The 25,700-nt window shown below is 72.9% G+C and carries 22 protein-coding genes and 2 pseudogenes; 10 read left to right on the forward strand and 14 right to left on the reverse strand.

All coding sequences use genetic code 11. The annotated features are described in order from the left end of the window. Positions 1 to 42 precede the first annotated feature (42 nt). The 5 genes from V2J85_RS27740 to galU all read right to left on the reverse strand — a co-directional run bounded on the left by V2J85_RS27740 (position 43) and on the right by galU (position 3,983). Positions 43 to 675 carry a GNAT family N-acetyltransferase gene (locus V2J85_RS27740; RefSeq protein WP_261950942.1) on the reverse strand — a complete coding sequence of 211 codons (633 nt, stop codon included), beginning with the start codon at positions 673 to 675 and terminating at the stop codon, positions 43 to 45. A 14-nt stretch (positions 676 to 689) separates the two neighbouring features. Beyond that, positions 690 to 1,193 carry a MogA/MoaB family molybdenum cofactor biosynthesis protein gene (locus V2J85_RS27745; protein WP_330823076.1) on the reverse strand — a complete coding sequence of 168 codons (504 nt, stop codon included), beginning with the start codon at positions 1,191 to 1,193 and terminating at the stop codon, positions 690 to 692. Further along, a complete protein-coding gene (gene moaC, locus V2J85_RS27750; protein WP_261950940.1) occupies positions 1,190 to 1,672 on the reverse strand; it encodes a cyclic pyranopterin monophosphate synthase MoaC in 483 nt (160 codons plus the stop codon). The genes V2J85_RS27745 and moaC overlap by 4 nt, the downstream gene beginning before the upstream one ends. 87 nt (positions 1,673 to 1,759) lie before the next feature. Continuing rightward, positions 1,760 to 3,076, reverse strand: coding sequence for a molybdotransferase-like divisome protein Glp (glp, locus tag V2J85_RS27755; RefSeq protein ID WP_261950939.1), 1,317 nt, complete (start codon positions 3,074 to 3,076; stop codon positions 1,760 to 1,762). Positions 3,077 to 3,080: 4 nt separating this feature from the next. Further along, a complete protein-coding gene (gene galU, locus V2J85_RS27760) occupies positions 3,081 to 3,983 on the reverse strand; it encodes a UTP--glucose-1-phosphate uridylyltransferase GalU (protein WP_261950938.1) in 903 nt (300 codons plus the stop codon). Positions 3,984 to 4,094: 111 nt separating this feature from the next. On the opposite strand from galU, the gene V2J85_RS27765 reads away from it, so the two are divergent. After that, positions 4,095 to 4,697 (forward strand): 5-formyltetrahydrofolate cyclo-ligase, encoded by a 603-nt coding sequence (locus tag V2J85_RS27765; protein WP_261950937.1) that lies wholly within the window; start codon positions 4,095 to 4,097, stop codon positions 4,695 to 4,697. A 101-nt stretch (positions 4,698 to 4,798) separates the two neighbouring features. Here the strand turns inward: V2J85_RS27765 and V2J85_RS27770 are convergent, their stop codons facing one another. Next, positions 4,799 to 7,516 (reverse strand): penicillin acylase family protein, encoded by a 2,718-nt coding sequence (locus V2J85_RS27770; RefSeq protein WP_261950936.1) that lies wholly within the window; start codon positions 7,514 to 7,516, stop codon positions 4,799 to 4,801. A gap of 207 nt (positions 7,517 to 7,723) precedes the next feature. Here V2J85_RS27770 and V2J85_RS27775 point away from each other — a divergent pair, with 207 nt between their 5' ends. From V2J85_RS27775 to mscL, 5 genes are all read left to right on the forward strand, one after another. Further along, a complete protein-coding gene (locus V2J85_RS27775) occupies positions 7,724 to 9,244 on the forward strand; it encodes a potassium/proton antiporter (protein WP_261957091.1) in 1,521 nt (506 codons plus the stop codon). A 316-nt stretch (positions 9,245 to 9,560) separates the two neighbouring features. Then, complete coding sequence (locus V2J85_RS27780) at positions 9,561 to 10,862, forward strand: MFS transporter (RefSeq protein WP_261950935.1); 1,302 nt, start codon at positions 9,561 to 9,563, stop codon at positions 10,860 to 10,862. Positions 10,863 to 11,056: 194 nt separating this feature from the next. After that, entirely contained in the window at positions 11,057 to 11,389 is a 333-nt protein-coding gene (locus tag V2J85_RS27785; RefSeq protein ID WP_330823077.1) for an FmdB family zinc ribbon protein, read from the forward strand. Between the two features lie 153 nt (positions 11,390 to 11,542). Continuing rightward, positions 11,543 to 12,376, forward strand: coding sequence for an S-methyl-5'-thioadenosine phosphorylase (locus V2J85_RS27790; protein ID WP_330823078.1), 834 nt, complete (start codon positions 11,543 to 11,545; stop codon positions 12,374 to 12,376). A gap of 970 nt (positions 12,377 to 13,346) precedes the next feature. After that, positions 13,347 to 13,859, forward strand: coding sequence for a large conductance mechanosensitive channel protein MscL (gene mscL / locus V2J85_RS27795; RefSeq protein ID WP_330823079.1), 513 nt, complete (start codon positions 13,347 to 13,349; stop codon positions 13,857 to 13,859). Between the two features lie 165 nt (positions 13,860 to 14,024). Here the strand turns inward: mscL and V2J85_RS27800 are convergent, their stop codons facing one another. The 6 genes and pseudogenes from V2J85_RS27800 to V2J85_RS27825 form a co-directional block, all read right to left on the reverse strand. After that, positions 14,025 to 14,231 (reverse strand): hypothetical protein, encoded by a 207-nt coding sequence (locus V2J85_RS27800; protein ID WP_330823080.1) that lies wholly within the window; start codon positions 14,229 to 14,231, stop codon positions 14,025 to 14,027. Positions 14,232 to 14,280: 49 nt separating this feature from the next. Beyond that, positions 14,281 to 15,795 (reverse strand): MFS transporter, encoded by a 1,515-nt coding sequence (locus V2J85_RS27805; RefSeq protein WP_330823081.1) that lies wholly within the window; start codon positions 15,793 to 15,795, stop codon positions 14,281 to 14,283. Positions 15,796 to 16,025: 230 nt separating this feature from the next. After that, a complete protein-coding gene (locus V2J85_RS27810; RefSeq protein WP_330823082.1) occupies positions 16,026 to 16,175 on the reverse strand; it encodes a hypothetical protein in 150 nt (49 codons plus the stop codon). Positions 16,176 to 16,210: 35 nt separating this feature from the next. Beyond that, positions 16,211 to 16,342 (reverse strand): hypothetical protein, encoded by a 132-nt coding sequence (locus tag V2J85_RS27815; protein WP_330823083.1) that lies wholly within the window; start codon positions 16,340 to 16,342, stop codon positions 16,211 to 16,213. Between the two features lie 27 nt (positions 16,343 to 16,369). Continuing rightward, a pseudogene (locus V2J85_RS27820) lies at positions 16,370 to 17,181 on the reverse strand (MFS transporter); the annotation flags it as partial. 104 nt (positions 17,182 to 17,285) lie between these two features. Next, positions 17,286 to 17,834, reverse strand: a complete 549-nt coding sequence (locus V2J85_RS27825; RefSeq protein WP_330823084.1) for an AMP-binding protein — start codon at positions 17,832 to 17,834, stop codon at positions 17,286 to 17,288. 303 nt (positions 17,835 to 18,137) lie between these two features. Between V2J85_RS27825 and V2J85_RS27830 the strand changes: the two genes are divergently transcribed. Beyond that, entirely contained in the window at positions 18,138 to 19,673 is a 1,536-nt protein-coding gene (locus V2J85_RS27830) for an MFS transporter (RefSeq protein ID WP_330823085.1), read from the forward strand. A 54-nt stretch (positions 19,674 to 19,727) separates the two neighbouring features. Here V2J85_RS27830 and V2J85_RS27835 read toward each other — a convergent pair whose 3' ends face one another. After that, positions 19,728 to 21,176 carry an MBL fold metallo-hydrolase gene (locus tag V2J85_RS27835; RefSeq protein ID WP_330823086.1) on the reverse strand — a complete coding sequence of 483 codons (1,449 nt, stop codon included), beginning with the start codon at positions 21,174 to 21,176 and terminating at the stop codon, positions 19,728 to 19,730. 202 nt (positions 21,177 to 21,378) lie between these two features. Here V2J85_RS27835 and V2J85_RS27840 point away from each other — a divergent pair, with 202 nt between their 5' ends. From V2J85_RS27840 to V2J85_RS27850, 3 genes are read left to right on the forward strand one after another with little or no spacing between them, the layout of a single operon-like run. Beyond that, positions 21,379 to 22,293 (forward strand): GntR family transcriptional regulator, encoded by a 915-nt coding sequence (locus tag V2J85_RS27840; RefSeq protein WP_261950926.1) that lies wholly within the window; start codon positions 21,379 to 21,381, stop codon positions 22,291 to 22,293. A gap of 1 nt (position 22,294) precedes the next feature. Next, the gene (locus tag V2J85_RS27845; RefSeq protein WP_261950925.1) at positions 22,295 to 23,140 is read left to right on the forward strand and encodes a sulfite exporter TauE/SafE family protein; all 846 of its coding nucleotides are present in this window, start codon (positions 22,295 to 22,297) and stop codon (positions 23,138 to 23,140) included. A gap of 53 nt (positions 23,141 to 23,193) precedes the next feature. Next, positions 23,194 to 24,399: an NAD(P)/FAD-dependent oxidoreductase gene (locus V2J85_RS27850; RefSeq protein ID WP_261957090.1), complete on the forward strand. Its 1,206-nt coding sequence runs from the start codon at positions 23,194 to 23,196 to the stop codon at positions 24,397 to 24,399. Positions 24,400 to 24,416: 17 nt separating this feature from the next. On the opposite strand, the pseudogene V2J85_RS27855 reads toward V2J85_RS27850, so the two are convergent. Next, positions 24,417 to 25,544: pseudogene (locus V2J85_RS27855) on the reverse strand (MerR family transcriptional regulator). Positions 25,545 to 25,700 lie beyond the last annotated feature (156 nt).

The following is a 25,700-nucleotide window of genomic DNA, read 5'->3' on the forward strand; positions in this document are numbered from 1 at the left end:
CACCCACCCCAATCCGGCCAATTGGGGATTGCATTCGAACGTTTATTTTATTTGTGGGGGCGTGCCGGGGGCGGTGCCTGGCCTGCTGGGTTTCTCCCGCCGCCAGCGGTTGAGCAGGCCCTCGGGCACTTCTTCCGCGGTGAGCGCGTAAACCGCGTGATCCCGCCAGGCGCCGTCGATGTGGAGGTAGCGCGGGCGGATGCCTTCCTCGCGAAAACCGAGCTTTTCCACCACCCGCCGGCTCGGGGAGTTCTCCGGGCGAATGCAGACCTCGATGCGGTGCAGTCCGACGGAGCGGAAGCAGTGGTCGACGGCGAGCGCCACGGCGGTCGGGATGACTCCGCGCCCGGCGACTTCCTGGTCGACCCAGTAGCCGATGTGGCCGGAGCACATCGAGCCCCAGGTGATGCCCGCGACGGTGAGTTGCCCGACGAGGCGGCCCTGGTATTCCACGACGAACGGGAGCATCCGGCCGGCGTGCGCCTCCGCGCGCAGATGGCGGACCATCTGGCGGTAGGTGGGCCGGTGCGGCGGGACGAGACCGGGCGGGGGCGGCGGAATGGTGGCTTCCCAGGGGCGCAGCCAGTCGCGGTTGCGGCGGTTGACCTCGCGCCAGGCCCGCTGGTCGCGCAGCTTTATGGGGCGGAGGGTGATCTCACCGTCCGTCAGGACCACGGGCCAGGACGCGTTCAGCTCGGGCTCCCGGAGGGCCTTTGGTGGTCGCCGCCGCGGATCTGGTCGACGGCGTGCGGCAGCAGGTCGGCCAGTACGGCGAGGCCGTCGCGGACCCCGCCGGAGGAACCGGGGAGGTTGACGATCAGGGTCGCGCCGGCGACGCCGGCGAGGCCGCGGGAGAGCGCCGCGGTGGGGACCTTGCCGCGGCCGGCGGCGCGGATCGCCTCGGGGATGCCGGGGACCTCGTAGTCCAGGACCCGGGCGGTGGCCTCGGGGGTGCGGTCGGTGGGCGAGATGCCGGTGCCGCCGGTGGTGAGGACGACGGCGTAGCGCGACGAGTCGACGGCCCGGCGCAGGGCGGCCTCGACCGGGTCGCCGTCGGGGACGACCTCGGGGCCGTCGACCTCGAAGCCCATGGCGGCCAGGCCCTCGGCGAGCAGCGGGCCGCCCTTGTCCTCGTAGACGCCGGCCGCGGCGCGGTTGGAGGCGGTGACCACCAGGGCGCGGGCGGTGGTCATGACCGGCTCCAGTCGCCGGACTTGCCGCCGGTCTTCTCCTCGACGCGGATGTCGGAGATCACCGCGGCCTTGTCGACCGCCTTGATCATGTCCACGACGGTGAGGGCGGCGACGGAGACGGCGGTGAGCGCCTCCATCTCGACGCCGGTGCGGTCGGTGGTCTTGACGGTGGCGGTGATCTCCACGGCCTCGTCGGTGACCGAGAGGTCCACCTTCACACCGGAGACGGCCAGCGGGTGGCAGAGCGGGATCAGCTCGGGGGTGCGCTTGGCGCCCATGATCCCGGCGATCCGGGCGGTGGCCAGGGCGTCGCCCTTGGGCATGCCCTCGCCCCGCAGCAACTCGACGACCTGCGGTGACACCAGCACCCGGCCGCGGGCGCGGGCGGTGCGGGCGGTGACGTCCTTGGCCGAGACGTCGACCATCCGGGCCGCGCCCGCCGCGTCGAGGTGGGTGAGGTGTTGCTGGCCGCTGCTCATCGTTCTCCCGGTCCAAACTGCCGCCTGTGGGACGACACCGTACCTCCGGTGGCCGCGGAGCACCCGGTACGGGTTTTCGGGGGCCGGTTATCCGAGCGGGACGACGTCCACGTCGGCGCCCTCGGGGACCTCGGTGGTGTCCTCGGGGACGACGATCAGGGCGTTGGCGTGCGCCATGGCCTTGATCAGGTGGGAGCCGGCGCCGCCGACCGGGGTGACGGTGCCGGCCTCGGCGTCGTAGGAGCCGCGCAGGAACTGTCGCTTGCCCTTGGGCGAGGAGGCGAGGGCGGCGGTGCAGCGGGCCGTGGCCGTCGGACGGTGCACGTCCGGCAGGCCCATCAGGGCCCGGATGACCGGGCGGACGAACAGCTCGAAGGAGACGTAGCTGCTGACGGGGTTGCCGGGCAGGGCCAGCAGCGGGATGCGGTCGGGGCCGATGAGGCCGAAGCCCTGGGGCTTGCCGGGCTGCATCGCGAGCTTGCGGAACTCGACCTTCCCCTCCTCGGCGGAGAGGCCGGCCAGGGTCTCCTTGACCACGTCGTACGCGCCGACGCTGACGCCGCCGCTGGTGACGAGGACATCGGCCCGGATGAGCTGGTCCTCCAGGGTGGCGCGCAGGGTCTCGGCGTCGTCGGCGACCGCGCCGACGCGGTAGGCGAGGGCGCCGGCGGCGCGGGCCGCGGCGGTGAGCTGGAAGCTGTTGGAGTCATGGATCTGGCCGGGGCCCAACGCCTCGCCGGGCTGGACCAGTTCGCTGCCGGTGGACAGCACCACGACGCGGGGGCGCGGGCGGACCCGGACCGTGCCGCGGCCGAGGGCGGCGAGCAGGCCGATCTGGGAGGGGCCGAGGAGGGTGCCGGTGCGCAGTGCGAGCTCGCCTTGGGTGACGTCGCTGCCGCGGGCGCGGACGTGGGCGCCGGCCGGGGCCGGGCGGTGGATGCGGACCTCGCCGCCGGCGCCCTCGGGGGCGGCGCTGGCCGCCCGCATCGTGGCGGCCGGGCCCGCTCCGGCGCCGCCGTCGGTCCATTCGACGGGGACGACGGCCTCGGCGCCGGGCGGGAGGGGGGCACCGGTCATGATGCGGGCGGCCTGGCCGGGGCCGACCTCGGGGAGCTCGCCGCTGCCGGCCGCGACGTCGCCGATGACGGTCAGGGTGACCGGGGCGGCCTCGGTGGCCTGCGCGACGTCGGCGGCGCGGACCGCGTAGCCGTCCATGGAGCTGTTGTCGAAGGGCGGCAGGGGGACGGTGACGGTGACGTCCTCGACCAGGACGCAGCCCTGGGCGTCGAGGAGCTGCAGCTCGATCGGGTCCAGCGGGGCGATCTTCGACAGGACGTCGTCGAGGTGCTCGGCCACCGACCAGACGCGGTCCGGGTGGCTGGTCTGGCCGGTGGCGTGGTTCAACGTCCTACATCTCCTCGGTGACGTAACTGCGAAGCCAGGCCCGGAAGTCGGGGCCCAGGTCTTCACGTTCGCATGCCAGTCTGACAATGGCACGCAGGTAGTCGCCACGGTCACCGGTGTCATAGCGCCGGCCCTTGAAGACGACGCCGTGCACCGGGCCGCCGAGCGACGGGTCGGCGGCGAGCGCCTGGAGGGCGTCGGTGAGCTGGATCTCGCCGCCGCGGCCGGGGTCGGTCTTGCGCAGCACCTCGAAGACGGCCGGGTCGAGAACGTAGCGGCCGATGATCGCGAGGTTGCTGGGCGCCTCGGACGGGTCGGGCTTCTCGACCAGGTCGGAGACGGTGACCACGTCGTCGTCGCCGGTGGGCGCGGCGGCCGCGCAGCCGTAGAGGTGGATCTGGGCCGGGTCGACCTCCATGAGGGCGATGACCGAGCCGCCGTACTGCTCCTGCACCTCGACCATGCGGGCCAGCAGGGGGTCGCGGGGGTCGATCAGGTCGTCCCCGAGAAGCACCGCGAAGGGCTGGTCGCCCACGTGGGGCGCGGCGCACAGCACCGCGTGGCCGAGGCCCTTCGGGTCGCCCTGGCGGACGTAGTGCATGGTCGCGAGGTCGCTGGATTCCTGGACCTTGGCGAGGCGGGACTCGTCGCCCTTGCGGTGCAGGGCCTCTTCGAGTTCGTAGTTGCGGTCGAAGTGGTCCTCGAGGGGGCGCTTGTTGCGGCCGGTGACCATCAGGACGTCGGAGAGCCCGGCGGCGGCCGCCTCCTCCACCACGTACTGGATGGCGGGCTTGTCGACGACCGGGAGCATCTCCTTGGGTGTGGCCTTCGTGGCGGGGAGAAACCGGGTGCCGAGGCCGGCTGCCGGAATGACAGCCTTGCTGATCCGTGTGTGCGATGGAGTCATGCGCGACACCATAACCGGCCCATTCGGAACGATGATGAGGGTCCGGTGAATAGAGCATGAGAGCGGGAGCAAGGGCACACAGTGAGCAAGCAGCACGATAGGAAACGAAGGTTGCGGCGGGATCTCCAGGAGGTAAGGAGATCGTTGCCACCCGATGTCCTCGCGGCGGCGGGCGAGGCACTGGCCCGACGGACCCTGGAACTGGAGGAGTTGGCGCCGTTCCTCGCCCCGTCGGCGGGGCCCGAGGAGGCCGCCCGCCGGCCGACGGTGGCTGCGTACGTGTCGATGGGCTCGGAGCCGCCCACCGGGGCCCTGCTGGACCGGCTGCGGGACGCGGGGGTGCGGGTGCTGCTGCCGGTGCTGATGCCGGACAACGACCTCGACTGGGCGCCGTACGAGGGCGCCGACCGGCTGGTGCCGGCGGGCTGGGGGCTGCACGAGCCGGCCGGTGAGCGGCTGGGCCCGCAGGCGGTCACGCGGGCGGACGTGGTGCTGCTGCCGGGGCTGGCGGTGGACCGCGACGGGGTGCGGCTGGGCCGCGGCGGCGGCTCGTACGACCGGGTGCTGGAGCGGCTGGAGCGGGCCGGGGCACCGTCGCACCTGGTGGTGCTGCTGTTCGACGCGGAGGTGCGGGACGAGGTGCCGGCCGAGCCGCACGACCGGCGGGTGCACGCCGCGGTGACCCCGTCGGGGGTGCACCGGTTCCGGCACTGAGCCCGCCGCACCGCTGCGTACGCCGGAACCGCCGGTCGCCCCCCCCGGGCGCCGCGGCCCTCCGGACCGGGCCCGCCCGGCGGCTCGTTGCGGCTGCGGCCTTACGGCGACAGCGTCAGGGTGTCCTTGCCGGCCTTCTTGACGGCGTCCTCGCTGTACGGCCAGGACAGCAGCTCGCCCTTGGCCCACTTGTCGGTCTGGTCGTAGTAGTGGGCCTCGTAGGCGTGCCCGGAGGCGCCGGTGAGGTTGATCCAGCGGGACTTGTCGAGGTCGGCGAGGTTGACGACCATCCGCATGGACGGGACCCAGGTGACCTTGTAGCCGCCGGCCGCGTTCCAGCCGGTGGCGTCGACCGCGGCCTCACCGCCGCCGACGTTCCACGGGCCGCGGTTGAACAGGCCCTGCAGCATCCCGGGACCGTCGGTGCCCAGGGTCTGGTTCTTCAGGAACATCTGGTGCAGCCGGCCCCAGGTCCAGTTGTCGATGTTCTTGCCCAGCTTGGAGGTCAGCTCGTAGCGCGCGTCCTTCATGGCGTGCGCGAGGAGCTGGTCGCGGTTCTTGTCGCCGGGGTGGCCGGGCCGGTCCTCGGTCTTCCACCAGGCGTTGCCGGGGTCGTCGAGGAGGTTGCGGACGACCTCGTACCAGCGGTCGCCGCCGTCGGGCTGGGCGGTGTCGCCGGCCCGCTCACCGCATTCGCGGACGTACTTGTCGTTCTCGTCGGCGGGGCCGGTCTCGTCGGCCGGGCGGACGGTGAGGCACTGGCCCTCGGGGCGCAGTTCCTTGGGCATCTTGTTGCCGAAGGCGAGCTTGAGGGTGTTGCGCCAGACGGCGTTGAAGTAGGCGGCCGCGGCGGAGTCGGGCTCCTGGGTGAAGTCCCAGCCCTCCAGCAGCTGCTGGGCGTCGCGGACGTACTTGTCCTTGATGTCGATCTTCGTCAGGTAGGGCGTCAGCAGCCGGGCGATCTCGCTGCTGTTGTCCTTCTGGAAGGCCTGCATGTCGTCGGTGGAGACCTTGCCGCCGTCCTTGATCTTCGACTGGATCAGGTCGTTGATCCGCTGGCTGCGGGAGCCGTAGCCCCAGTCCTTGGTGATCAGGTACGGGTACTTCTCGTCGGTGACGGCCTGGTTGGCGGTGACGATGTAGCCGCGCTCGGGGTTGTACTCGTACGGCAGGGCGGACTGCGGGATGTAGCTCTTCCACTGGTAGCGGGGGTCCCAGCCGGGCGCCGGGTAGGTGCCGTCGAAGTGGCCGTCGCCCTTGCCGCGGACCGGGATCCGGCCGGGTGCCTGGTAGCCGATGTTGCCCTTGGTGTCGGCGTAGATCAGGTTCTGCGAGGGCACCTCGAAGTGCGCGGCGGCCTTGCGGAAGGCCGTCCAGTCGTGGGCGCGGTTGAGCTCGAAGACGGCGTCCATGGAGCGGCCGGGGTCGAGCGCGGTCCAGCGGAGCGAGACGGCGTAGCCGTCGCCGCGGTCCGGGGCGGCGTTGCCCACGGGGGCGTCCTTGCCGACGTTGCCGAGCTCGTCGTCGCGGTCGGAGACGATCGGTCCGTTGTTGGTGGAGCGGACGGTGATCTGGTGGCTCCCGCCGCCGGCGACCTTGATGGTCTCCTTGCGCATGCGGAACGGCTGCTGCTTGTCGTCGTAGAGGTAGCCGTCGGCGTTGACCTTCTCCAGGTACAGGTCGGTGACGTCGGCGCCGAGGTTGGTCATGCCCCAGGAGATGTCCTGGTTGTGGCCGATGACGACGCCGGGCATCCCGGAGAAGGTGAAGCCGGAGACGTCGTAGCCGCACTTGGGGCCGGTGTTACGGCAGTGCAGGCCCATCTGGTACCAGAGCGAGGGCATCTGCGGTGCCAGGTGCGGGTCGTTGGCGAGCAGCGGCTTGCCGGTGGGGGTGTGCGCGCCGGAGACGACCCAGGAGTTGGAGCCGATGCCGTTGCCGTTGGGGCCGAGCAGCGCCGGGACCTCGTTCACCGTCTTGGACAGCGAGCTCAGCTGGGACCGGAGTCCGGTGACGGCGCCGCCGGCCGGGGTGGCGTTGGCCGAGCCCTTGGGCGTGAACTTCTTGGTGGCCGGGTCGACCGCGCCGCCGTCCACGATCGGCTTGTTCCGGCGGTACGGGTACGCCGGGTAGAGCTCGTTGATCTGCTGCTGGGTGAAGCGGCTGGTCATCAGGGACCGGTCGATCTCCTCCTGCATGTTGCCGCGCAGGTCCCAGGCCATCGCCTTGAGCCAGGCCACCGAGTCGGCCGGCGTCCACTTCTCGGGCTTGTAGTCGTTCTCGAAGTCCAGCGCCGCGTACTCCAGGGAGAGCGCCGAGCCCTCGTGGTCCTTGAGGTAGGCGTTGACACCGGCGGAGTACGCCTGGAGGTACTTCTTGGTGCTCGGCGAGAGCTTGGTGTCGTACTCCTGCTGCGCCACCCGGTGCCAGCCCAGGGTGCGCAGGAACTCATCGGTCTTGACCTGGCTCTTGCCGAACATCTCGGACAGCCGGCCGGCGGTCATGTGGCGCCGGACGTCCATCTCCCAGAAGCGGTCCTGGGCCTGGACGTAGCCCTGGGCGCGGAAGAGGTCCTCGTCGGTGTCGGCGTAGATCTGCGGGATGCCGTTGGCGTCGCGGACGACGTCCACCGGGTCGGTCAGGCCCGGGAGTTTGAGCGAGCCGGTGGTCTGCGGGAACGAGGCTCGGACGGTGCTGACTCCCCAGAACGCGCCGAAGCCGATGCCCGCCACGAGCAGCAGCACGACCGTGATGGCGACGAGGCGGCCGCGCCGCCCCTTCTTCTTCCTGGGGACTGGGCCGGACTTGTTGGCGGGCATCTCTGTCCTTCGAGGGGCAGGGTGGGAGTGCTGGAGCAACCATAGGCGCACGGGTTCGGCGACCCCTACGCGGAGTCACCACCAGCACCCCCAACCTTCAAGTAATGGTAAATTGTTAGTCTCAGTAACTAGATACGGTAAGGAAAGAGCCCCCGAAGACCACCCCCGGACCGTCGTTTCGGAACCCGTGCGAGGAAGGACCAGCTCCTGACTGTCGACCACCTCAACCAACTCCTGCTGCTCTGCTCGCTCGTACTGCTCATCGCGGTCGCCGCAGTACGACTCTCCTCGCGCAGCGGGCTCCCCAGCCTGCTCATCTACCTGGGGATAGGCATCGCCATGGGACAGGACGGCCTCGGCGGGGTCGTCTTCGACGACGCCGAGCTGACCCAACTCCTCGGCTATGCCGCGCTGGTCGTGATCCTCGCCGAGGGCGGTCTGGGCACCAAATGGAAAGAGATCAAGCCGGCCCTGCCCCAGGCGGCGATGCTCTCGACGGTCGGCGTCGCGGTGAGCGTGGGGGTCACCGCGGCCGGAGCGCACTACCTGGCCGGACTCGGCTGGCGGCAGGCGCTGCTGATCGGCGCCGTGGTCTCGTCCACGGACGCCGCGGCGGTCTTCTCCGTCCTGCGCAGCGTGCCGCTGCCGGCCCGGCTGACGGGTGTCCTCGAAGCGGAGTCCGGCTTCAACGACGCCCCGGTGGTCATCCTGGTCGTCGCCTTCTCCACCCAGCGAGAGGTCGACCACTGGTACGTCCTGCTCGGCGAGATCGCCCTGGAGCTGGCGATCGGTGCCGCGGTCGGCCTGGCGATCGGCTGGCTCGGCGCCTACTGCATGCGGCATGTGGCGCTGCCGGCCTCCGGTCTCTACCCCATCGCCGTCATGGCCATCGCGGTCTCCGCCTACGCCGCCGGCGCACTGGCGCACGGCTCGGGCTTCCTCGCCGTCTATCTGGCCGCGATGATCCTCGGCAACGCCAAACTGCCGCACGCCCCGGCCACCCGCGGCTTCGCCGAGGGGCTCGGCTGGATCGGCCAGATCGGCATGTTCGTCCTGCTGGGCCTGCTGGTCACCCCGCACAACCTCCTCGACGACGTGGTGCCGGCCCTGGTCATCGGCATGATCCTCACCCTCGTCGCCCGCCCGACGTCGGTCTTCGTCTCGCTGCTGCCGTTCCGGGTGCCCTGGCGGGAGAAGACCCTGCTGTCCTGGGCCGGCCTGCGCGGCGCGGTCCCCATCGTGCTGGCCACCATCCCGATGGTGGGCTCCGTCCCCGGCAGCGAGGGCGTCTTCAACGTCGTCTTCGTCCTGGTCGTGGTCTACACCCTGATCCAGGGGCCGACCCTGCCCTGGCTCGCCCGGCACCTCCGGCTGGGCGACGGCGAGGAGCCCGCCGACCTGGGCATCGAGTCCGCGCCGCTGGAGCGGCTGCGCGGCCATCTGCTGTCGACGTCCATCGGGCCGGCCTCCCGGATGCACGGCGTCGAGGTCGGCGAGCTGCGGATGCCGGCGGGCGCCGCGGTCACCCTCGTCGTCCGGGACGGCTCCAGCTTCGTGCCCTCGCCGACGACCGTGCTGCGGCGCGGCGACGAGCTGCTGGTGGTCGCCACGGACCCGGTGCGCGACGCGGCCGAGCGCCGGCTGCAGGCGGTCTCCCGGGGCGGCAAGCTGGCCGGCTGGCTGGGCACCGGCGCCGCCCCGCGGCGGCACGGTCACGGCCGCCGCTGAGCCGCCGTGGGCCGGCCGGGGCGCAATGTGGCGGACATCTCCACGAAAGCCAAGGAAAAGCAGGTGAAGCACTGGCTAATCCCAGGGCTTCACCCGCTCGGGCCTGTACAATGAAGAAGGAACAACGACGAACCACCTCTGCCTGATGCAGAGCTGGCGCGACCGCTCGGCGGCCGCGGTCCCCTGCCACCTGCAGCCACCTCTCGGGGTGCGGACCACGCGGTATCACTCGGTCCAGCGCGAGAGGACAGCTCTCGGCGCGTACCTGTGACGACCTCGCGGGCGACGCGCTACCAGGCGGCAGAAAGGCCCGGCCGTGGCATCCGCGGTCAAGCAATCCCGTCCCGGTTACGGACAACTGCTGCGCACCCCCGGTGCGTGGACCTTCCTCCTTCCCGGCTTCCTGGCCCGGCAGCCGTTCGCGATGCTGACGATCGGCATCGTGCTGCTCGTCCAGTCCACCACCGGCTCCTACGGCACCGCCGGCGCGGTCTCGGCCGCCACCGGCGTCTCGATGGCGCTGTTCGCCCCGCAGAGCGGCAAGCTCGCCGACCGTTTCGGCCAGCGCGCGGTGCTGATCCCCGGCATCCTCGTGCACACCGCGGGCGTCGCGACGCTGATCGTCCTGGCCCTGGCGCACGCCCCCCTGTGGGCGCTGCTCGCCGTGGCCGTCCCCACGGGTGCCTCGACGCCGCAGGTCGGCCCGATGGTGCGGGCCCGCTGGGCGTCCCGGCTCGGCGGCAGCCCGCTGATGCCGACGGCGGCCGCCTTCGAGTCGGTGACCGACGAGTTCACCTTCGTGGTCGGCCCGGTCCTGGCGACCGCGCTGTGCACCGGCATCCACCCGGCCGCCGGCCTGATCGCCGAGGCCGCGCTGACGCTGGCCGGCGGCCTGCTCTTCGCCTCCCAGCGCCGCACCCAGCCCCCCGTCCACCGGGCGCAGGCCGACGACCGGCCGCGCGTCTCGGCCCTGTCGGTACCCGGCGTCCGTGTCCTGATCGTGGCGTTCCTCGGCATCGGTGCCGTCTTCGGCGGCATGCAGGTCTCGCTGACCGCGTTCACCCAGGCCATCGGCCAGCCCGGCATCAACGGCCTGCTCTACGGGATCTTCGCCGGCGGCAACATGCTCGCCGGGATCGTCTGCGGCGCCCTGGCCTGGAAGGTCGGCCCGCGCCGCCGGCTGCTGGTCGCCTACGGGCTGCTGGCACTGGCCACCACCCCGCTGTGGGCGGTGACCGCGGTACCGCTGCTGGGCGCCGTCGGCCTGGTCGTCGGCCTGTGCATCGCCCCCGCCCTGATCACCGGCTACACCCTGGTCGAGTCCCTGGTCCCGGCCGCCGCCCGCACCGAGGCCTTCACCTGGCTGACCGGCGCGGTCGCCCTGGGCCAGGCCGTCGCCGCCACCTCCGCCGGCCAGCTCACCGACCGCTTCGGCCCCAGCAGCGGCTTCCTGGTCCCCCTGGCCGGCACCGCCCTGGCCCTGGTGGTGCTGCTGGCCCTCCGCGGCCACCTGCTGCCGCGCACCTCGTCCGTGGTGGCCGGCCCGGACCTGCCGGACCCGGCCGCCGAGACGGGCCCGGCGGCCGAGGACCGCGAACGGGAGCTGGCGAACGCCTGACGGACGGGGCTCGGACGGTTGCCGGCGCACGCCCGCAGCCGCCCGTTCCGGACCGGCTCCACGTCCCGGATCGAGCCTCCGCCGGACGTGGGGTCGGTCACCGTCTGCCCGGTCGCAGTGGACTGACGCGCCGGAATACTGCAATATGGAGCGTCGTTAGCACTCATCGAGTGAGAGTGCCAGGAGGAAGTCAAGTGCCGACCTACCAGTACCAGTGCACCGCGTGCGGCGAGGGCCTTGAGGCGGTGCAGAAGTTCACCGACGACGCGCTCACGGAGTGCCCCAGCTGCCAGGGACGCCTCAAGAAGGTGTTCTCCGCGGTCGGCATCGTCTTCAAGGGCTCCGGCTTCTACCGCAACGACAGCCGCGGCTCGTCGTCCAGCAGCAGCCCCGCGAAGAGCTCCTCCTCGTCGAGCACGACGTCCTCGGACTCCGCCGGCTCCTCGTCGAGCAGCTCCGACAGCAAGCCGTCCACCGCCACCACGTCGTCCTCCGGCAGCGCGTCGAGCACCAGCTCCGCGGCCTGAGCCCGGCCGGCGGCACCGGCCGCACAGACGCCTTCGGGCCCCGCCGTCCTCGGACGGCGGGGCCCGCTGCATGCCGGTCCGTATGCCGGCTGCTCCTTGCCCGCTTCCGGGGCGGCGGGCCCCGTGCCGGCCGGCCCCGCTAAGGTGACCGCCATGGCTGACGCGGAAATAGGCGTAATCGGTGGATCGGGCTTCTACTCCTTCCTCGACGACGTGACCGAGATCACGGTCGACACCCCCTACGGCCGCCCCAGCGACTCGGTGTTCCTCGGCGAGATCGCCGGCCGCCAGGTCGCCTTCCTCCCCCGGCACGGCCGCGACCACCGACTCCCGCCGCACCGCATCAACTACCGCGCCAACCTGTGGGCGCTGCGCTCGCTCGGTGTACGGCAGGTCCTCGGCCCGTGCGCGGTGGGCGGGCTGCGCCCCGAATACGGCCCCGGCACGCTGCTGGTCCCCGACCAGCTCGTGGACCGCACGAAGGCCCGCGTCCAGACCTACTTCGACGGCGAGCCGCTGCCCGGAGGGAGCGTCCCCAACGTCGTCCACCTGACGTTCGCCGACCCCTACTGCCCCGTCGGCCGCCAGGCCGCCCTCGCGGCCGCCCGCGGCCGCGCGTGGGAGCCGGTCGACGGCGGCACGCTCGTCGTCATCGAGGGCCCGCGCTTCTCGACCCGCGCCGAATCCCGCTGGCACGCCGCCCAGGGCTGGTCGGTGGTCGGCATGACCGGCCACCCCGAAGCCGTCCTGGCCCGCGAACTGAGCCTCTGCTACACCTCGTTGACCCTGGTCACCGACCTGGACGCGGGCACCGAGACCGGCGACGGCGTCTCCCACGAGGAAGTCCTCCAGGTCTTCGCCCAGAACGTCGGCCGGCTCCGCGAGGTCCTCTTCGACGCGGTCGCCGCCCTGCCCGAGTCCACCGACCGCGCCTGCCCCTGCGCCGACGCCCACGCGGGCTGGGACCTGGGCATCGAACTGCCGTAAGGCCCCTGGCGGGCCGGGGACCGGACCCGGGCCCGCCGCTTCTCCCCCACTTCTCCCCCGCTCCGGGCCGCCCTCTCCTGCCCGCCCGTCCCTCACCCGAGTGGCGAAGTTGTCCACATCCCGGAGCTTCTCCACAGGCCACAGCGGGCGCAGGCGGGATACGGCACGGTGGTGCTCGCCGATTCCACCGAGGCCCGTCCGACCGCCTGGTCGCCGACGAGCCCCTCACCCAGGCGGTGCCACCATGCCCACGACGCCGTACACCCCGCTGACCACCACGTCGTACACCCCACCCACGCCCCTCGCCTCGCCCTCCCCCGCTCCCTCCCCTGGTCCCTCGTCCGATCTCCCGTCTGCTCTCGCACCCGATCTCGCGCCCGATCTCGCGCCCGATCTCGCGCCCGATCTCTCGTCGCCGCCCCTCCCCACTCCCCCACGGTGTGAAGTGCCCCACTTTCCACCGGTACGAGCCGGCGGCGGCAGACGCGGGTGGGGGCGGGCCGGGCCGCGCCGGATGCTGATCTCCGGGCTCGCGATGGCCGCCGCAGCACTGGCCGGAGCGGCCTCGTACGGGGCCGTACGAGCCTTACCCCCGACGGACTGCCCGTCGGCGGCGGCCCTGGGAGGGCGGTAGCCGTGCCGCAAGATCGAGTGGCTTCTCCGCACACCGCCCGGGAGACTGCTGCGAGTGGCGGGGCACCTGCCGCGGGGGACCGGGGCCGGTCGCGCCGACGGTGGCGCGCCGCTCTCACCGGGGCCGTCGGACCGGTCCGCCGCACGAAACCCATCCGCCGGACCCGCACCGACGCACCGGCCGATCGCTGGTGTGATCGCTGGTCTGATCGCCGGTTCGATCGCTGGTCGGTGTTGCCCGACTGGACATCTCCGCCGTGCCCTGCCGTAAGTTGCGGTGCTGATTGTTCGTGCACCGTCCGTGGTGAACGTCGTGAGCGTGGAAAGAGGCTGTCAGGTGAGCGAGAGCAAGGGCGTCCTGCAGGGATTCAAGGATTTCCTGATGCGGGGCAACGTCATCGAACTCGCGGTCGCGGTCGTTGTCGGTGCTGCGTTCACCAACATCGTCAACGCCGTGGTCAAGGGCGTGATCAACCCGATCGTCGGCGCCCTGGGTTCGCAGAACCTCGACAACTACAAGGCGTGCCTCACCACCTGCCACACGGACAAGAAGACGGGCGCGTTCACCGACGGGATCTACATCCTCTGGGGCTCGGTGCTCAGTTCCGCGCTGACCTTCCTGATCACCGCCGGGGTCGTCTACTTCCTCATGATCCTTCCGATGAACAAGTGGAAGGAGCGCCAGGCGGCCAGGAAGCCGGTCGACGAGACCCCGCTGGCCCCGACCGAGGTCGAGCTGCTCACCGAGATCCGCGACGCCCTCGTCGCCCAGCGGGCCGACTCTCCCGCCGTGCCCTTCTCCACCTCCGGCACGATCGGCACGCAGAAGACGCAGGGCTGGCAGGACTAGCAGGACGGAGGCGGCCGCGCCCGGCGGCCGCCCCAGAAATCTCCGCGATCTCCGAGATCTCCGAGATCGACGGGATCTTCGGCATCTACGGGATCTACGGGATCTACGGGATTTCCGAAATCTCCGGGCCCGCGAGACGCCGAGGCCCCCGGGATTCCGGGGACCTCAGAGGTGGTGCGGTGGCTTCTCGTCGAGGAAACGGGCGAGGTCGGTGGCGCTGTCTCCACCGGCCGGCCGTTCGCCCCAGCCCCTGTCGGTGTCGTCCGAGGACTGCTGGTTCAGCGGGTCGTCGAAGATCAGCGCCGCGGCGGACTTGGGGGCAGGATCGGCCTGGGGCTCGGCGTCCGGCTCGAAATCAGGGGTGGTGCTCACCCCTCCAGAGTACGGGCGGCCCGACCGAGGCCACGCCTTCGGCTGCCGGTCATGACCGCTCGTCCTGCCCTCGCCTCCTGGTTCCTCGTGCGGTGCGGGTCATGATCAGCGGTGCTGTGACGCACGCGGCGACGAGGAGGATGCCGAAGCCGACGGTCAGGGCGGTGGTGTAGCCGTGCACGGAGGCCGCGGTCGACGTGGCGTTGCGGGCTGACGCCGGATAGGTGGCGGCGGCGCCGGCCGCAATGGTGTTGAGCAGTGCGGTCCCGAGTGCTGCTCCGAGTTGCTGAGAGGCGTTGTAGGCGGCCGATGCGGCTCCGATGTCGTGCCCGGTCACGCCCGCGGTGGCCAGGCCGGCGGTCGGGGGGATGACGCAGCCGAGGCCGACGCCGGTGAGTACCAGGGCGGGCACCAGGTGCAGCGGCAGGACGTCCGTGCTCTGCGGCGTCAGACGGGTCAGGATGAACATGCCGACGGCCGCGGCGATCAGGCCCGGCAGGATCAACGCCGCAGGCGCGACGCGTCCGTGCAGCTTCCCGGCGATGAAGGTGGAACCGAGCAGCGCGGCCAGGGCGTTGATGATCAGCGTCAGGCCGGCCTGGACCGGTGAGTAGCCGAGGACGGTCTGCGTGTAGTAGCTCATGAAGAGGTAGAAGCCGAACATCGCGACGAACATCAGGGTGATCGAGAGGAGCGCACCCGCACGCGCACGGTGCAGGAGCAGACGTATCGGCAGCAGCGGGCGGGAGGCGCGGACCTCGACGACCGCGAACCCGGCCAGCAAGAGGACACCAGCAGCCATCAGGGACAGCACCCGCGGGGAACCCCAGCCGAGCGGTTCGGCTTCGTTGAAGGCATAGGCCACGGCGGCGAAGCCCGCGGCGCTGAGCAGTGCGCCCGGAATGTCGAGCCGGCCGTCGCCGCGGAGGGGGCGGTCCGGCGGCACGAACGTCGTGCCCAGCACGGCGATCAGGGCGACGGGGACGTTGATGTACAGGCACCAGCGCCAGCTGGCGTACTCGGTGAGCAGTCCCCCGGTGACCAGACCGAGGGCCGATCCGGCCGCGCCGACCGCGGCGAACACACCGAACGCCCGGCCGCGTTCGCGCGGCTCGGTGAACGTCGTGGTCAGCAAGGACAGTCCCGCGGGTGCGAGCGCGGCGGCGAAGGCGCCCTGAAGGGCCCGCGCGCCGAAGAGCATTTCGGGATTCACGGCGGCCCCGCCGAGCGCGGACGAGGCGGCGAAGCCGGACAGGCCGATGACGAACGTGCGCCGGTGGCCGAGCGACCCGCTGATTCTGCCGCCGATCAACAGCAGCCCGCCGAAGGCCAGGGCGTACGCGGTGATCGCCCATTGCCGGCTCGCGTCGGACATGCCCAGCGCGCTCTGGGCGGAGGGCAGCGCGATGTTCACGATCGTCCCGTCCAGCACCACGAGGAGCTGGGCCGCGCTCACCGCCCACAGCGTCCACCACCGCCGCTTCGCGGACGCTGGTCTTGCCGTGTCGTCCCGGGTCCCGACGTCCGGCTCCGCCAGGGGCGGTTCGATGTCTCGAGCAGTCATATCTGCAAGTGTTTCGTTGAAGTGATCCCGGAGACTTTTCCTCCCTTCCGGCCGTCAACTGAGGGCCGATACGCGGAAACCTTCAACCGCCGCTCGAACCTGGCGGGTGCCTCCCGGGCCGGCGGGTGCCTCCCGGGCCGGCGGGTGTCTCCCGGACCGGCGGGTGCCTCCCGGACTCGCGAACATCCCCCGCCAGGGGCGCCCCGGTGCCTCCCGGGCGACGCCGTTTTCTAGTGGCCCTTGTCGTGGGTGGGTATGGGGCGCGGGCGCCGGCCGCCGTCGGGTCGGGTCGGCGGGCTCTGCGAGGCGTGGCTGCGTTTGTGCGGGCGGGTGCGATCGGTGCTGCCGGGAAGGGGGTGACGGGCGGATGCGGAGGACATGGGGATCGGTCACCTTTCCGAGGTAGCGGGATGGGTCAGCGGTCGGTCTTGTCGACGGACCAGAGGGTGAGGACGGCGAGGAGGGAGGAGGAAGGGGGAGGAGGGGGAGGAAGGAGACCGTCAGGAAGGCTGCGCACCACCAGGCTGTGCACCACCAGGCTGTGCACCGCCAGGCGGTCTCGGTATCACCGCGTTCCGGTGCCGGAGACGACGGTCAGCGCCAGCAGCGGGACGAGGTCATGGGCGAATCGCCGGCCGATGCCGGCCGTTCGGTCCCGTAGGCGGCGCCACAGGAAGTAGCCGGCGCCCGAGATGACGAGAACGGCGGCGAGGTCGAGGCCGTGGAACATGGCCCGGCCGACGGCGTCGGAGGAAGGGAGGCCGAGGAATTTCAGGCCCCGGAGCCGCATTTCGTAGCCCGGCCCGGCGCCGGTCGATGCGGTGAAGGCGAACCATCCCCAGGTGAGCGGGAAGGTGATCAGCGCGGCGAGCAGGCAGCCCCAGAGGGCAGCCCCAGAAGGCGAGTTGGTGCGCGGGCCGGCGGACGGTGCTCCGGGCGCCGAGGAAGTTCTGGAAGCCGAGGTGGACGGCGGCCAGTCGGGGCAGGGCGGTGGGCGCGGTGCGGAAACTCTCGCGGGAGAAGAGGGCGTGCGGGCCCTGCCGGAGAAGTCGGCGGGCGGGCGGTTCGCTGACCGAGACGGTGTGGCGGTAGGCGACGCCGAAGGCCAGGAAGACGGTGGCGACGGCGTACGGGAGCAGCGCCGAGTCGACGTCCCGGGAGCATGCGGCTGCCCAGGACGGTGGCGAGGACGAGGAGCAGCGCGACGGCGGAGGCCACGAGCGGGCCGCGGACGGTCGCCGTTGCCCTGGTCCGCCCGGTTGCCGCCGGCGCCCCGGTTGCGTCGTCCGCCCCGGTTGCGTCGTCCGCCTCAGTTGCGTCGTCCGCCTCGGTCCCGGCCGGGGTGGCGGCAGGGTCGGGTGGGGCGGCGTCCGGGGGCTGGGGCACGAGGCCCACGCTAAGCAGGCGTGGGGCGGTTCGCCCGTTCTATAGCCTCAGTGGGTGAATATGCCGCAGCGGGTGGCGTAGGCGGGAGAGCGCGGGGCGCTCCCCTACCGGCAGGCGGGTGTCCGTCCCTCCAGGGCCTCGTGCCACCACAGGTCGCGGTTCGGCTTCCAGGACACCGGCCGGGAGCAGCGGTTCACCACCAGGACCTTCTGTACGGGCGTACCCCCCGCCGCGGCGGCGCGCGCCAGTGCGTGGTCGAGCAGCGGTTTCACCGGCCGTACCGCCCCGTCCCAGAACGCCGCGTCCGCCGTGATCACCACGCGCGCCGACGACTCCCGTGTACGCGCGACGAGTTCGGGCACCGTCAGGGAGACCGGCAGGGTCGTCCGGATCGCCTCCAGCCGACCGCAGGCGAGGGTGGCGATGACGGATTCCGGCACCAGCGGCAGGTGCACCGCGACCCGGTCACCGGCCCGGACCCCGAGGCGGGTGAGCGCGCCGGCGGCGCGTTCGGCCTGGTCCAGGAGCATGCCGTGGGTGAGCTCTTCCAGGCGGCCCGGTTCCCCGCTCCAGGTGAGGGCGATCTGCGAGGAATCGGGCTCTTGTATTTCCTCGGCGGGCTCTGCATGCTTGGTGATCACACGGCGCAACATGCGGATCAGCATGGAGTTCACCGATCAACGATCGCTGAACGTCCGCTGTACGGGGCCCCGCGCCCGCCCCTTCTCGCACTCCGGCAGCGCGCTCGCGCTCCGACGTCATGCGTCCTGCCCATTTCCGGTGCACTCCATCCCTCCTCTCGGCTTCCGTTTTCCGTTGCCTGCCGCACGTCGCAACGCAGCACGTCGCCTGCCGCACGTCGCAACGCGGCACGTCGCCTGCCGCACGTCGCAACGCGGCACGTCGCCTGCGCACGTCGTACGCAGCACGTGGTGAGAGGTGGTCCGTCCCTTCCCATGTCCACGCCGACACCCACGCCCACACCCACGCCCACGCCCCTGCTCTCTTCCCCGGCGTCGCGCCGCCGGGCCCGCTGGGCGCTGGTGGCCGTCGCCACCGGTGCCTTCTGCGTCCAGCTGGATTCCTTCGCGTTGTCTCCCGCGCTGCCGGTCATCCGCGCCGACCTGCACGGCTCCGCGGCCGCCACCGCATGGACCGTCAGTGGCTACCTCCTCGCCGCCGGTTCGCTGATGCCGGTCGCCGGCCGGCTCGGGGACCTCTGCGGCCGGCGTCGCATGCTGCTCCTCGGGCTGGCGCTGTTCGCGGCCGCCGCCTGCCTCTGTGCGCTCGCGCCCTCCCTGCCGCTCCTGGTGGCGGCGCGGGTGCTCCAGGGGGCGGGTGGCGCGCTGATCATGCCCACCGGGTTGGCGCTGCTGACGAACGTCTGCCCACCGGGCCGCGAGCGACGAGGACCCGGCGGTCACCGGGCCATCGGCCGGGCGCTGGGCCTGGCCGGACTGGCCACGGTCTGCGGGCCGTTCCTGGGCGGTGTACTGGCCACATCGGTCTCCTGGCGGGCCGTCTTCTGGCTCACCGTGCCGCTCGCCGCGGCCGCCGCGCTCTGCGCCCTGCGCGCGCCCGCCTCGCGCGCCCCCGATGCGCGCCCCCTCGACGTCACCGGTGCGGTCGCCGCCACGGGGGCGCTCGCCTGCCTGGCCCGCTGGTTGCAGCAGCCCGCCGACGGGCTCTGGGCGGCCGCCGCGGCACTGCTCGGTGCGCTGCTCGGTGCGCTGTTCCTACGGGCCGAGCGCCGGGCGGCACGGCAGTCCCCGGGGCGCCGCTCCCCCGTACCGCTCCTGGGCCCCGCGCTGTTCCGCAACCGCCGGTACGTGACGCTGACCGTGGCCGGGGCGGTGGCCAACGCCGCGACGGTGGCACTGCTGTACGTCCTCCCGCTGCTGCTGTCGCGGGGGCGGGGGTGGCCGGTGCCGGGCGCGGAACCGGCACTGCTCGCACCGGCCGCCGCGCTGGCCGTCGGCGGTCCGCTGGCCGGCCGGGTGCGCCCCGCGGCGGCCGTACGGGTGATGACGCTCTGCCTGTTCACCGCGGCGGCGGCGCTCTGGGCACTCGCGTGGGCGGGGACAGGGACAGGGACAGGGCCAGGGACAGGGACAGCGACAGGAACGGCTGGAAGTAGTGGTTTCGCCGCGAGTACCGCGGTCACCACGGCGACGAGCGCCGCCACGGTGGCCGCCGCGGCGCTGGGTGTGGCCGGCGGGCTGGCCCTCGCCGGGACCCAGGCGGTGGTACGCCCCGAGCGCGCCGGTGAGGCGTCCGGCGTGACCAAGGCGGTGATGACGGCCACCGCGGGCCTCGGACTCACGGCCGGCGGCGGCGCGGGCCCGTCCCTGGCACTCCCGGCCGCGGCCTGCCTGCTCGCGGCCGGAGCGCCGGCACTCGCGCCCGTCCTCGCGCCGATCCGCGCGTCGGTCCTCGCACCCATCCGCGCTTTCGTCCGCGCGTCCGTACGGCGCCCGGGGCGGCGGCCCTGACCGTTCGACGGGCCAGGGGGAAAGGGGCGGTTCCGCGGTGCCTGCCCGCTCGTCTCAGGTCCCGGCCAGCGCCTCGTAACCCCCTGCCACATCGCACACGTCGCCGAACCCGCGGGCCTCCAGGAGGGCCGCCGCGATCACCGAGCGGTTTCCGCTGCGGCAGTAGAGGACGACCGGGCGGGCCGGGTCCAGTTCGGTGATGCGGTCCGGGAGGGTGGCCAACGGGATGCTGCGGGCGCCCGGAACGGCTCCCGCCGCGTACTCGGCGGGATTCCGGACGTCGACCAGCTGGGCCCGGGGAATGCGGTCCGCACTCACACCGCCGCCGATACCCATGCCGTTCAACTCCCCGTCCACCTCCAGAAGTTCCTCAGGCCCGACGCGCCGGCTACGGCGGACCAGGGCGGGTTCCCGGTCCAATACGGCGGCCGGGTCGGGGAGATGGCCGAGGACGTGGTCGTAGCCGATGCGGGCGAGGCGCAGACGGGCCTCGCGCTCCTTCCCCGGGTCGGCGAGCAGCACGATCGGGGTGCCCGGGGCGACCACACTGCCCGCGTACTCCGCGAACCGCGTGTCCAGGCTCGTGTGCAGCGAGCCCTTCAGGTGCGCCCGGGTGTAGGAGGCCAGCGGGCGGCAGTCCAGCAGCGCGGCGCCCTGTTCGTCGCGGGCCGCGAGGGCCTCCTCCAGGGTGAGGGCGGGCGGTTCGTCGGCGGCCAGGAGCGGGTGCCCGTCCCGGTTGAGGGCGGCGTCGTGGGCGAAGTAGCCGGGCGTGGCGGGCTGTCCGGCCGTGACGAGCCGTACGAATTCGGCCACCGGCATGGGCTGCAGGGCGTAGTTGAGGCGGCGCTGGTCGCCGATGGTGGAGCTGGTCTCGGTGGACAGGCTCCGGCCGCAGGCCGATCCGGCGCCGTGGGCGGGAAAGACCCGGGTCGCGTCCGGGAGCGTCAGGAGTTTGGTGTGCAGGGAGTGGTGCAGGCGTACGGCCATGTCGTGCGGGGAGTGGCCGGCGGCGGAGAGCAAATCGGGGCGGCCGACGTCGCCGACGAACAGGGTGTCGCCGGTGAGCACGCCGAACGGTACGGGGTCGTCGGGGTGTTCGTGGACGACCAGGCAGAGGGACTCCAGGGTGTGGCCCGGGGTGGCCAGCACGGTGAGGGTGACGCCGCCGCCCGTGCCCCCGCCCTGAGGGTCGCTCCCCTCCTCCCCCAGGAAGATCCGCTCGCCGTCCCGTAACCGCCGTATGGGGAAGCCGGTTCGGGCGGCCTCTCCGAAGGCGATGGTGGCGCCGGTGGCGCGGGCGAGTTCGAGGTGGCCGGAGAGGAAGTCGGCGTGCACATGCGTCTCGATGACGAGCTCGATGCGCAGGCCGGCGGCGGCCGCGTCCTGGAGGTAGTCGTCGATGTCACGGCGTGGGTCGACGAGGACGGCGCGTCCGGTGGTCTCGTCACCGATCAGGTACGACGCCTGGGACAGGCAGTCGAGGTAGTACTGCGCGAAGTGCACGGTCGGCCTCCAGGGGGTGGGCGCCCCGGGCGGCGGCTGAGGTCCGCTCGGGCGGGCGGGACGATGCGTTGTGCGGATGCACGGATGTACGTACATTAGGGAGCCGGGTTGGCGGGCGACAAGCCGGGTTCCGGTGCGGGCGCCCCGACCTGACCCAGCATCAACCGATCCGTCCCCCAGGCCGCGGAGGGGTATCCCGCACATGTCGACCGAGCCGACAGACCCTCCGCACCGGGGCCACGGTGCGTACGGCGCTCACGACGCACACACCGCCCCCGGCGCGCACGCCCCGCGCCCCCTGGACCGGCGTTCGCCGCTCCCCCTCTGGGCGCAGCTCCTCACCGATCTGCGCCGCCGGATGGACGCCGGCGCGTTCACCGAGGAGTTCCCCGCCGAGCACCGGCTCACCGCCGAGTACGAGGTCAGCCGGCACACCGTCCGCGAGGCGCTGCGCAAGCTGCGCGCCGACGGGCTGGTGATCGCCGAGCGGGGGCGCGCCAGCCGCCTGGACACCCGCCGCATACAGCAGCCGCTGGGCTCGCTCTACAGCCTCTTCCGGGAGCTGGAGGGGCAGGGCCTGGAGCAGCGCAGTGAGGTGCTGCGCCTGGAGCGGACCGCGGACGGCACGATCGCCGGGCATCTGGGGCTGGTGCCGGACGCGCCGCTGGTCGTGCTGGAGCGGCTGCGGCTCGCGGACGGCGAACCGCTCGCCCACGACACCGCGTATCTGCCCGCCGAGATCGCCGAGCCCCTGCTGGAGGCGGACTTCGGGCACACCTCCCTCTACGGCGAGCTGTCGCGGCGCTGTTCGGTGAAGGTCACCGGAGGCCGGGAGCGGATCCAACCGTTCCTGCCGGACATCCGGCAGGCGTGGCTGCTGGGGCTGGCCGACCGGGAGCCGGCGTTCGCGATCGAGCGGCTGGGGCGGTCCGGGGAACGGCCGGTGGAATGGCGCGAAACGGTGGTCCGCGGCGACCGGTTCACGTTCGTGGCGGAGTGGTCGGACGACAGCCCGGCCGTGGCGCTGGCCCCGCGCGCGGCGCACCCGTCCGCCGCCCCGCAGGCCGCGGGCCCCTCGGCTCCGTCCCCGCATCCGTCCTCGTGTCCGTCCGCCTAGCGTGTCCGTCCTCATAGCCGCCGCGGCACTGCCGTGCGGGTTGCTGATCGGTCTGCTGCTGGGGGCGCTCGGCGGCGGCGGTTCGGTGCTCGCCGTGCCGGTGCTGGTGTACGTGCTGGGTCAGTCGCCGCACGAGGCGACCGCGGGCGCGCTGGTCGTCGTCACGGTCGGCGCGGTGACCGGGCTGCTGTGCCACGCCCGCGCGGGCCGGGTCCGGTGGGCGGCCGGCGTCACCTTCGGTGCCCTGGGGACGGCCGGCAGCTACCTCGGCTCCCGTTGGAGCGCGGCGGTGCCTCCCGCCGTCCTGATGGCGGCGTTCGCCGGGCTGATGCTCGTCGTCGCGGCGCTGCTGCTGTTACGGGGCCGGAGCGAGCGGCGCGCGGCACGGTCCCCCCGGCCTTCCCGGTCGGCCCGATTACGCACGCCCCGCCCGGACCACCCGGACCGCGCCCACCCTCCGCACCCCGCCCTCCGCTCCGGCCGGGTCGCCGTGACCGCCTCCGCCGTCGGCCTGCTCACCGGGTTCTTCGGGGTCGGCGGCGGCTTCGTCGTCGTCCCGGCCCTCACCCTCGTCCTGGGCCTGGAGATGCCGGTCGCGATCGGCACGTCGCTGCTGGTCATCCTCCTCAACTCGCTTACGGCGCTGGCGACCCGGGCCGGCACCGGCCACCTGGACTGGCCGCTGCTGGCCGGCTTCGCGGCCTGCGCGGCGCTCGGCAGTCACCTCGGCAACCGGCTGACCACCCGGCTGCCCGCGCAGGTCCTGACCACCGCCTTCGCCACCCTCGTCACGCTGCTCGCCCTCGCCACGGCGGCGGCCGCCGTCCCCCGCCTGTGGCCCCCGTGACCACGAGCCACACGAACAACAACACCCTCAACACCCCCGTAGGAGGAACCCGTATGTCCCCCGCCCCCTCCCGCCACCAAGTCCTCATCGTCGGCGGCGGAACCGCAGGCATCACCGTCGCCGCCCGGTTACGCCGGGCCGGGGTCACGGACATCGCCCTGCTGGAGCCGTCCGAGACGCACTGGTACCAGCCGCTGTGGACCCTCGTCGGCGGCGGGCAGGCGCCGTTGCGTTCCTCGCTGCGCACCGAGGCGGAGCTGATACCGCCGGGCGTGCGCTGGCTGCGGGAGCGGGCCACCGGCGTGGACCCGGTGGCGCGTACCGTCACCACCGCCTCCGGCCGGGTGCTCTCCTACGGGCGGCTGGTCCTCGCCCCCGGTCTGCACCTCGACTGGGACGGCGTGCCGGGGCTGGCCGCCGCCCTCGGCCACGGCGGGGTGAGCAGCAACTACCGCCCCGACCTCGCCCCGCTCACCTGGGACCTGATCCGCCGGACGCGGCGGGGTACCGCGCTGTTCACCATGCCGTCGGGGCCGGTGAAGTGCGGCGGCGCACCGCAGAAGATCGCGTACCTGGCGGCGGACTACTGGCGCAAGCGCGGCGTCCTGGGCGACATCCGCACGATCCTGGTGCTGCCGGAACCGGCGATGTTCAAGGTCCCGGTCTTCTCGCGGGCGCTGACGGAGACGGCCCGGCGCTACGGCATCGAGGTGCGGCTGAGTTCCGAGATGACCCGCCTGGACGGTGCGGCGCGCGAGGCGGTGATCACCGATCACACCACCGGCGCCACGGAGACGGTCCGCTACGACCTGCTGCACGCGGTGCCGCCGCAGCGGGCCCCCGAGTGGCTGGCCAACGGCCCGCTGGCCGACCCCGATTCCCCCCAGGGATACGTCAAGGCCGACCGCGAAACCCTCCAACACCCGGACTTCCCCACGGTCTTCGCGCTGGGGGACGTGGCGGCGCTGCCCACCTCCAAGACGGGCGCGGCCGTCCGCAAGCAGGCCCCGGTCGTGGTCGCCAACCTCCTCGCGAGCCTGCGCGGCCGCCCGGCCACCGCCCGCTACGACGGCTACACCTCCTGCCCGCTGGTCACCGCCCGGCACAAGATGCTGCTCGCCGAATTCGACTACGACCTGCGGCCCGCCCCCTCGTTCCCCTTCCTCGACACGACCCGGGAGCGGACCGACATGTGGTTCCTCAAGCGCTACGGCCTGCCGCAGCTCTACTTCAAGGGCATGCTCAAGGGCCTGGCGTAGCCGCTGCCTCGGCGTTCCTACGCCGCCGCGGCCGTTGCCGGGCCCGCCGCCCGCGCGTCCGCCACCACGCACCCCACGTTGTCGGGTGCGCCCGCCTCGCGGGCCAGGGCGATCAGCTCCGTCACGGCCTCGGCGGGGCCGGGGGCCGTGGCGAGTACCCGCTGGAGCGTCTACGGCGGGACCACGCCGGTCAGGCCGTCGGTGCAGAGCAGGTACCGCTCGCCGGGGCGGACCTCCAGGAGCGTCACGTCGGGGGCGCATTCGGTGGTCGGGTCGAGGGAGCGCAGGAGCAGGGCGCGCTGGGGGTGGGCGGGGGCCTCTTCGGGGGTGAGGCGGCCCTCGTCGATGAGGGACTGGACGAAGCTGTGGTCGTGGGTGAGGCGGATGAGGCCGGTGTCCCGGAGGACGTAGGCGCGGGAGTCACCGATGTGCAGCAGTCCGAGCTGCCCGCCGTGGTGGAGGAGCGCGGTGAGCGTGGTACCGGTGGTCTCGGGGCCGCCGGTGGCTTCCCGGGTGCCGGTGGACGTGGCCAACGGGGCGTCCCGGAGGGCCTGGTGGGCGCGCCCGGCGGCCTCCTCCAGCGCGGCCGTCAGGTCCTGCGGGCCCGGGCCGGACCGGTCGTCGGCGTCGAGGTACCGGAGGGCGTCCAGGGCCGCGGTGGCGGCCGCGGCGCCGTCGGGGCCGTAGCCGTCGGCGACGGCCAGCAGCCGGTGGCCCGCGTAGGCGGCGTCCTGGTTGGCCGGGCGGACCAGGCCGCGGTCGGTACGGGCGGCGGAGCGCAGGGTCAGCGGTATGCGGGAAGCGGTCATGGTGGTGGGGTCCTTCCTGGAGAGCTGGTCCACGAGGAAGGCGGCCAGGTCGCGCCGGGCTGCCGTATCGGCCTCGACCTGCGCCCAGTACGCGGCGACCGCCTCGGCCGCCGCGGCCGGTGCCAGCCCGCACACCTCACGGATGCGGGCCAGCGGCATGCCGAGCCGGCGCAGCCAGGCGACCAGCCGGGCCCGTTCCAGCTGGGCCGGGGCGTAGTGCCGGTAGCCGCTGTGCGGGTCGACCCGGGCCGGGGTCAGCAGACCGAGCTCGTCGTAGAGGCGCAGGGCCTTCGGCGAGAGCCGGGAGGCGCGGGCGAACGCGCCGATGGTCAGCAGCTCGCCGCCGTCCTTCTGCCACGGCTCCACGCCGCTCACCTCCCACGGCTGCACGCCGCTCACCTCCACGGCTCCCGGCCGTCCTCCTCGTGCCGGGCCCGTCGCCCGGCACGACCGACTCTGGGGCTTCCCCCAGGGACAAGGTCAACGTCCCCG

The sequence above is a fragment of the Streptomyces bugieae genome (assembly GCF_036352915.1).
In the GTDB taxonomy this organism is placed as follows: Bacteria; Actinomycetota; Actinomycetes; order Streptomycetales; family Streptomycetaceae; genus Streptomyces; species Streptomyces endophytica.

What these genes read in the sequence shown, in the direction of transcription:
- V2J85_RS27745 (WP_330823076.1), bottom strand. Translation starts at nt 1,193, where the DNA reads ATGACCACCGCCCGCGCCCTGGTGGTCACCGCCTCCAACCGCGCCGCG.
- V2J85_RS27805 (WP_330823081.1), bottom strand. Translation starts at nt 15,795, where the DNA reads ATGACTGCTCGAGACATCGAACCGCCCCTGGCGGAGCCGGACGTCGGG.
- V2J85_RS27790 (WP_330823078.1), top strand. Translation starts at nt 11,543, where the DNA reads ATGGCTGACGCGGAAATAGGCGTAATCGGTGGATCGGGCTTCTACTCC.
- V2J85_RS27840 (WP_261950926.1), top strand. Translation starts at nt 21,379, where the DNA reads ATGTCGACCGAGCCGACAGACCCTCCGCACCGGGGCCACGGTGCGTAC.
- V2J85_RS27850 (WP_261957090.1), top strand. Translation starts at nt 23,194, where the DNA reads ATGTCCCCCGCCCCCTCCCGCCACCAAGTCCTCATCGTCGGCGGCGGA.
- V2J85_RS27810 (WP_330823082.1), bottom strand. Translation starts at nt 16,175, where the DNA reads ATGTCCTCCGCATCCGCCCGTCACCCCCTTCCCGGCAGCACCGATCGC.
- V2J85_RS27825 (WP_330823084.1), bottom strand. Translation starts at nt 17,834, where the DNA reads ATGTTGCGCCGTGTGATCACCAAGCATGCAGAGCCCGCCGAGGAAATA.
- moaC (WP_261950940.1), bottom strand. Translation starts at nt 1,672, where the DNA reads ATGAGCAGCGGCCAGCAACACCTCACCCACCTCGACGCGGCGGGCGCG.
- V2J85_RS27830 (WP_330823085.1), top strand. Translation starts at nt 18,138, where the DNA reads ATGTCCACGCCGACACCCACGCCCACACCCACGCCCACGCCCCTGCTC.
- V2J85_RS27770 (WP_261950936.1), bottom strand. Translation starts at nt 7,516, where the DNA reads ATGCCCGCCAACAAGTCCGGCCCAGTCCCCAGGAAGAAGAAGGGGCGG.
- galU (WP_261950938.1), bottom strand. Translation starts at nt 3,983, where the DNA reads ATGACTCCATCGCACACACGGATCAGCAAGGCTGTCATTCCGGCAGCC.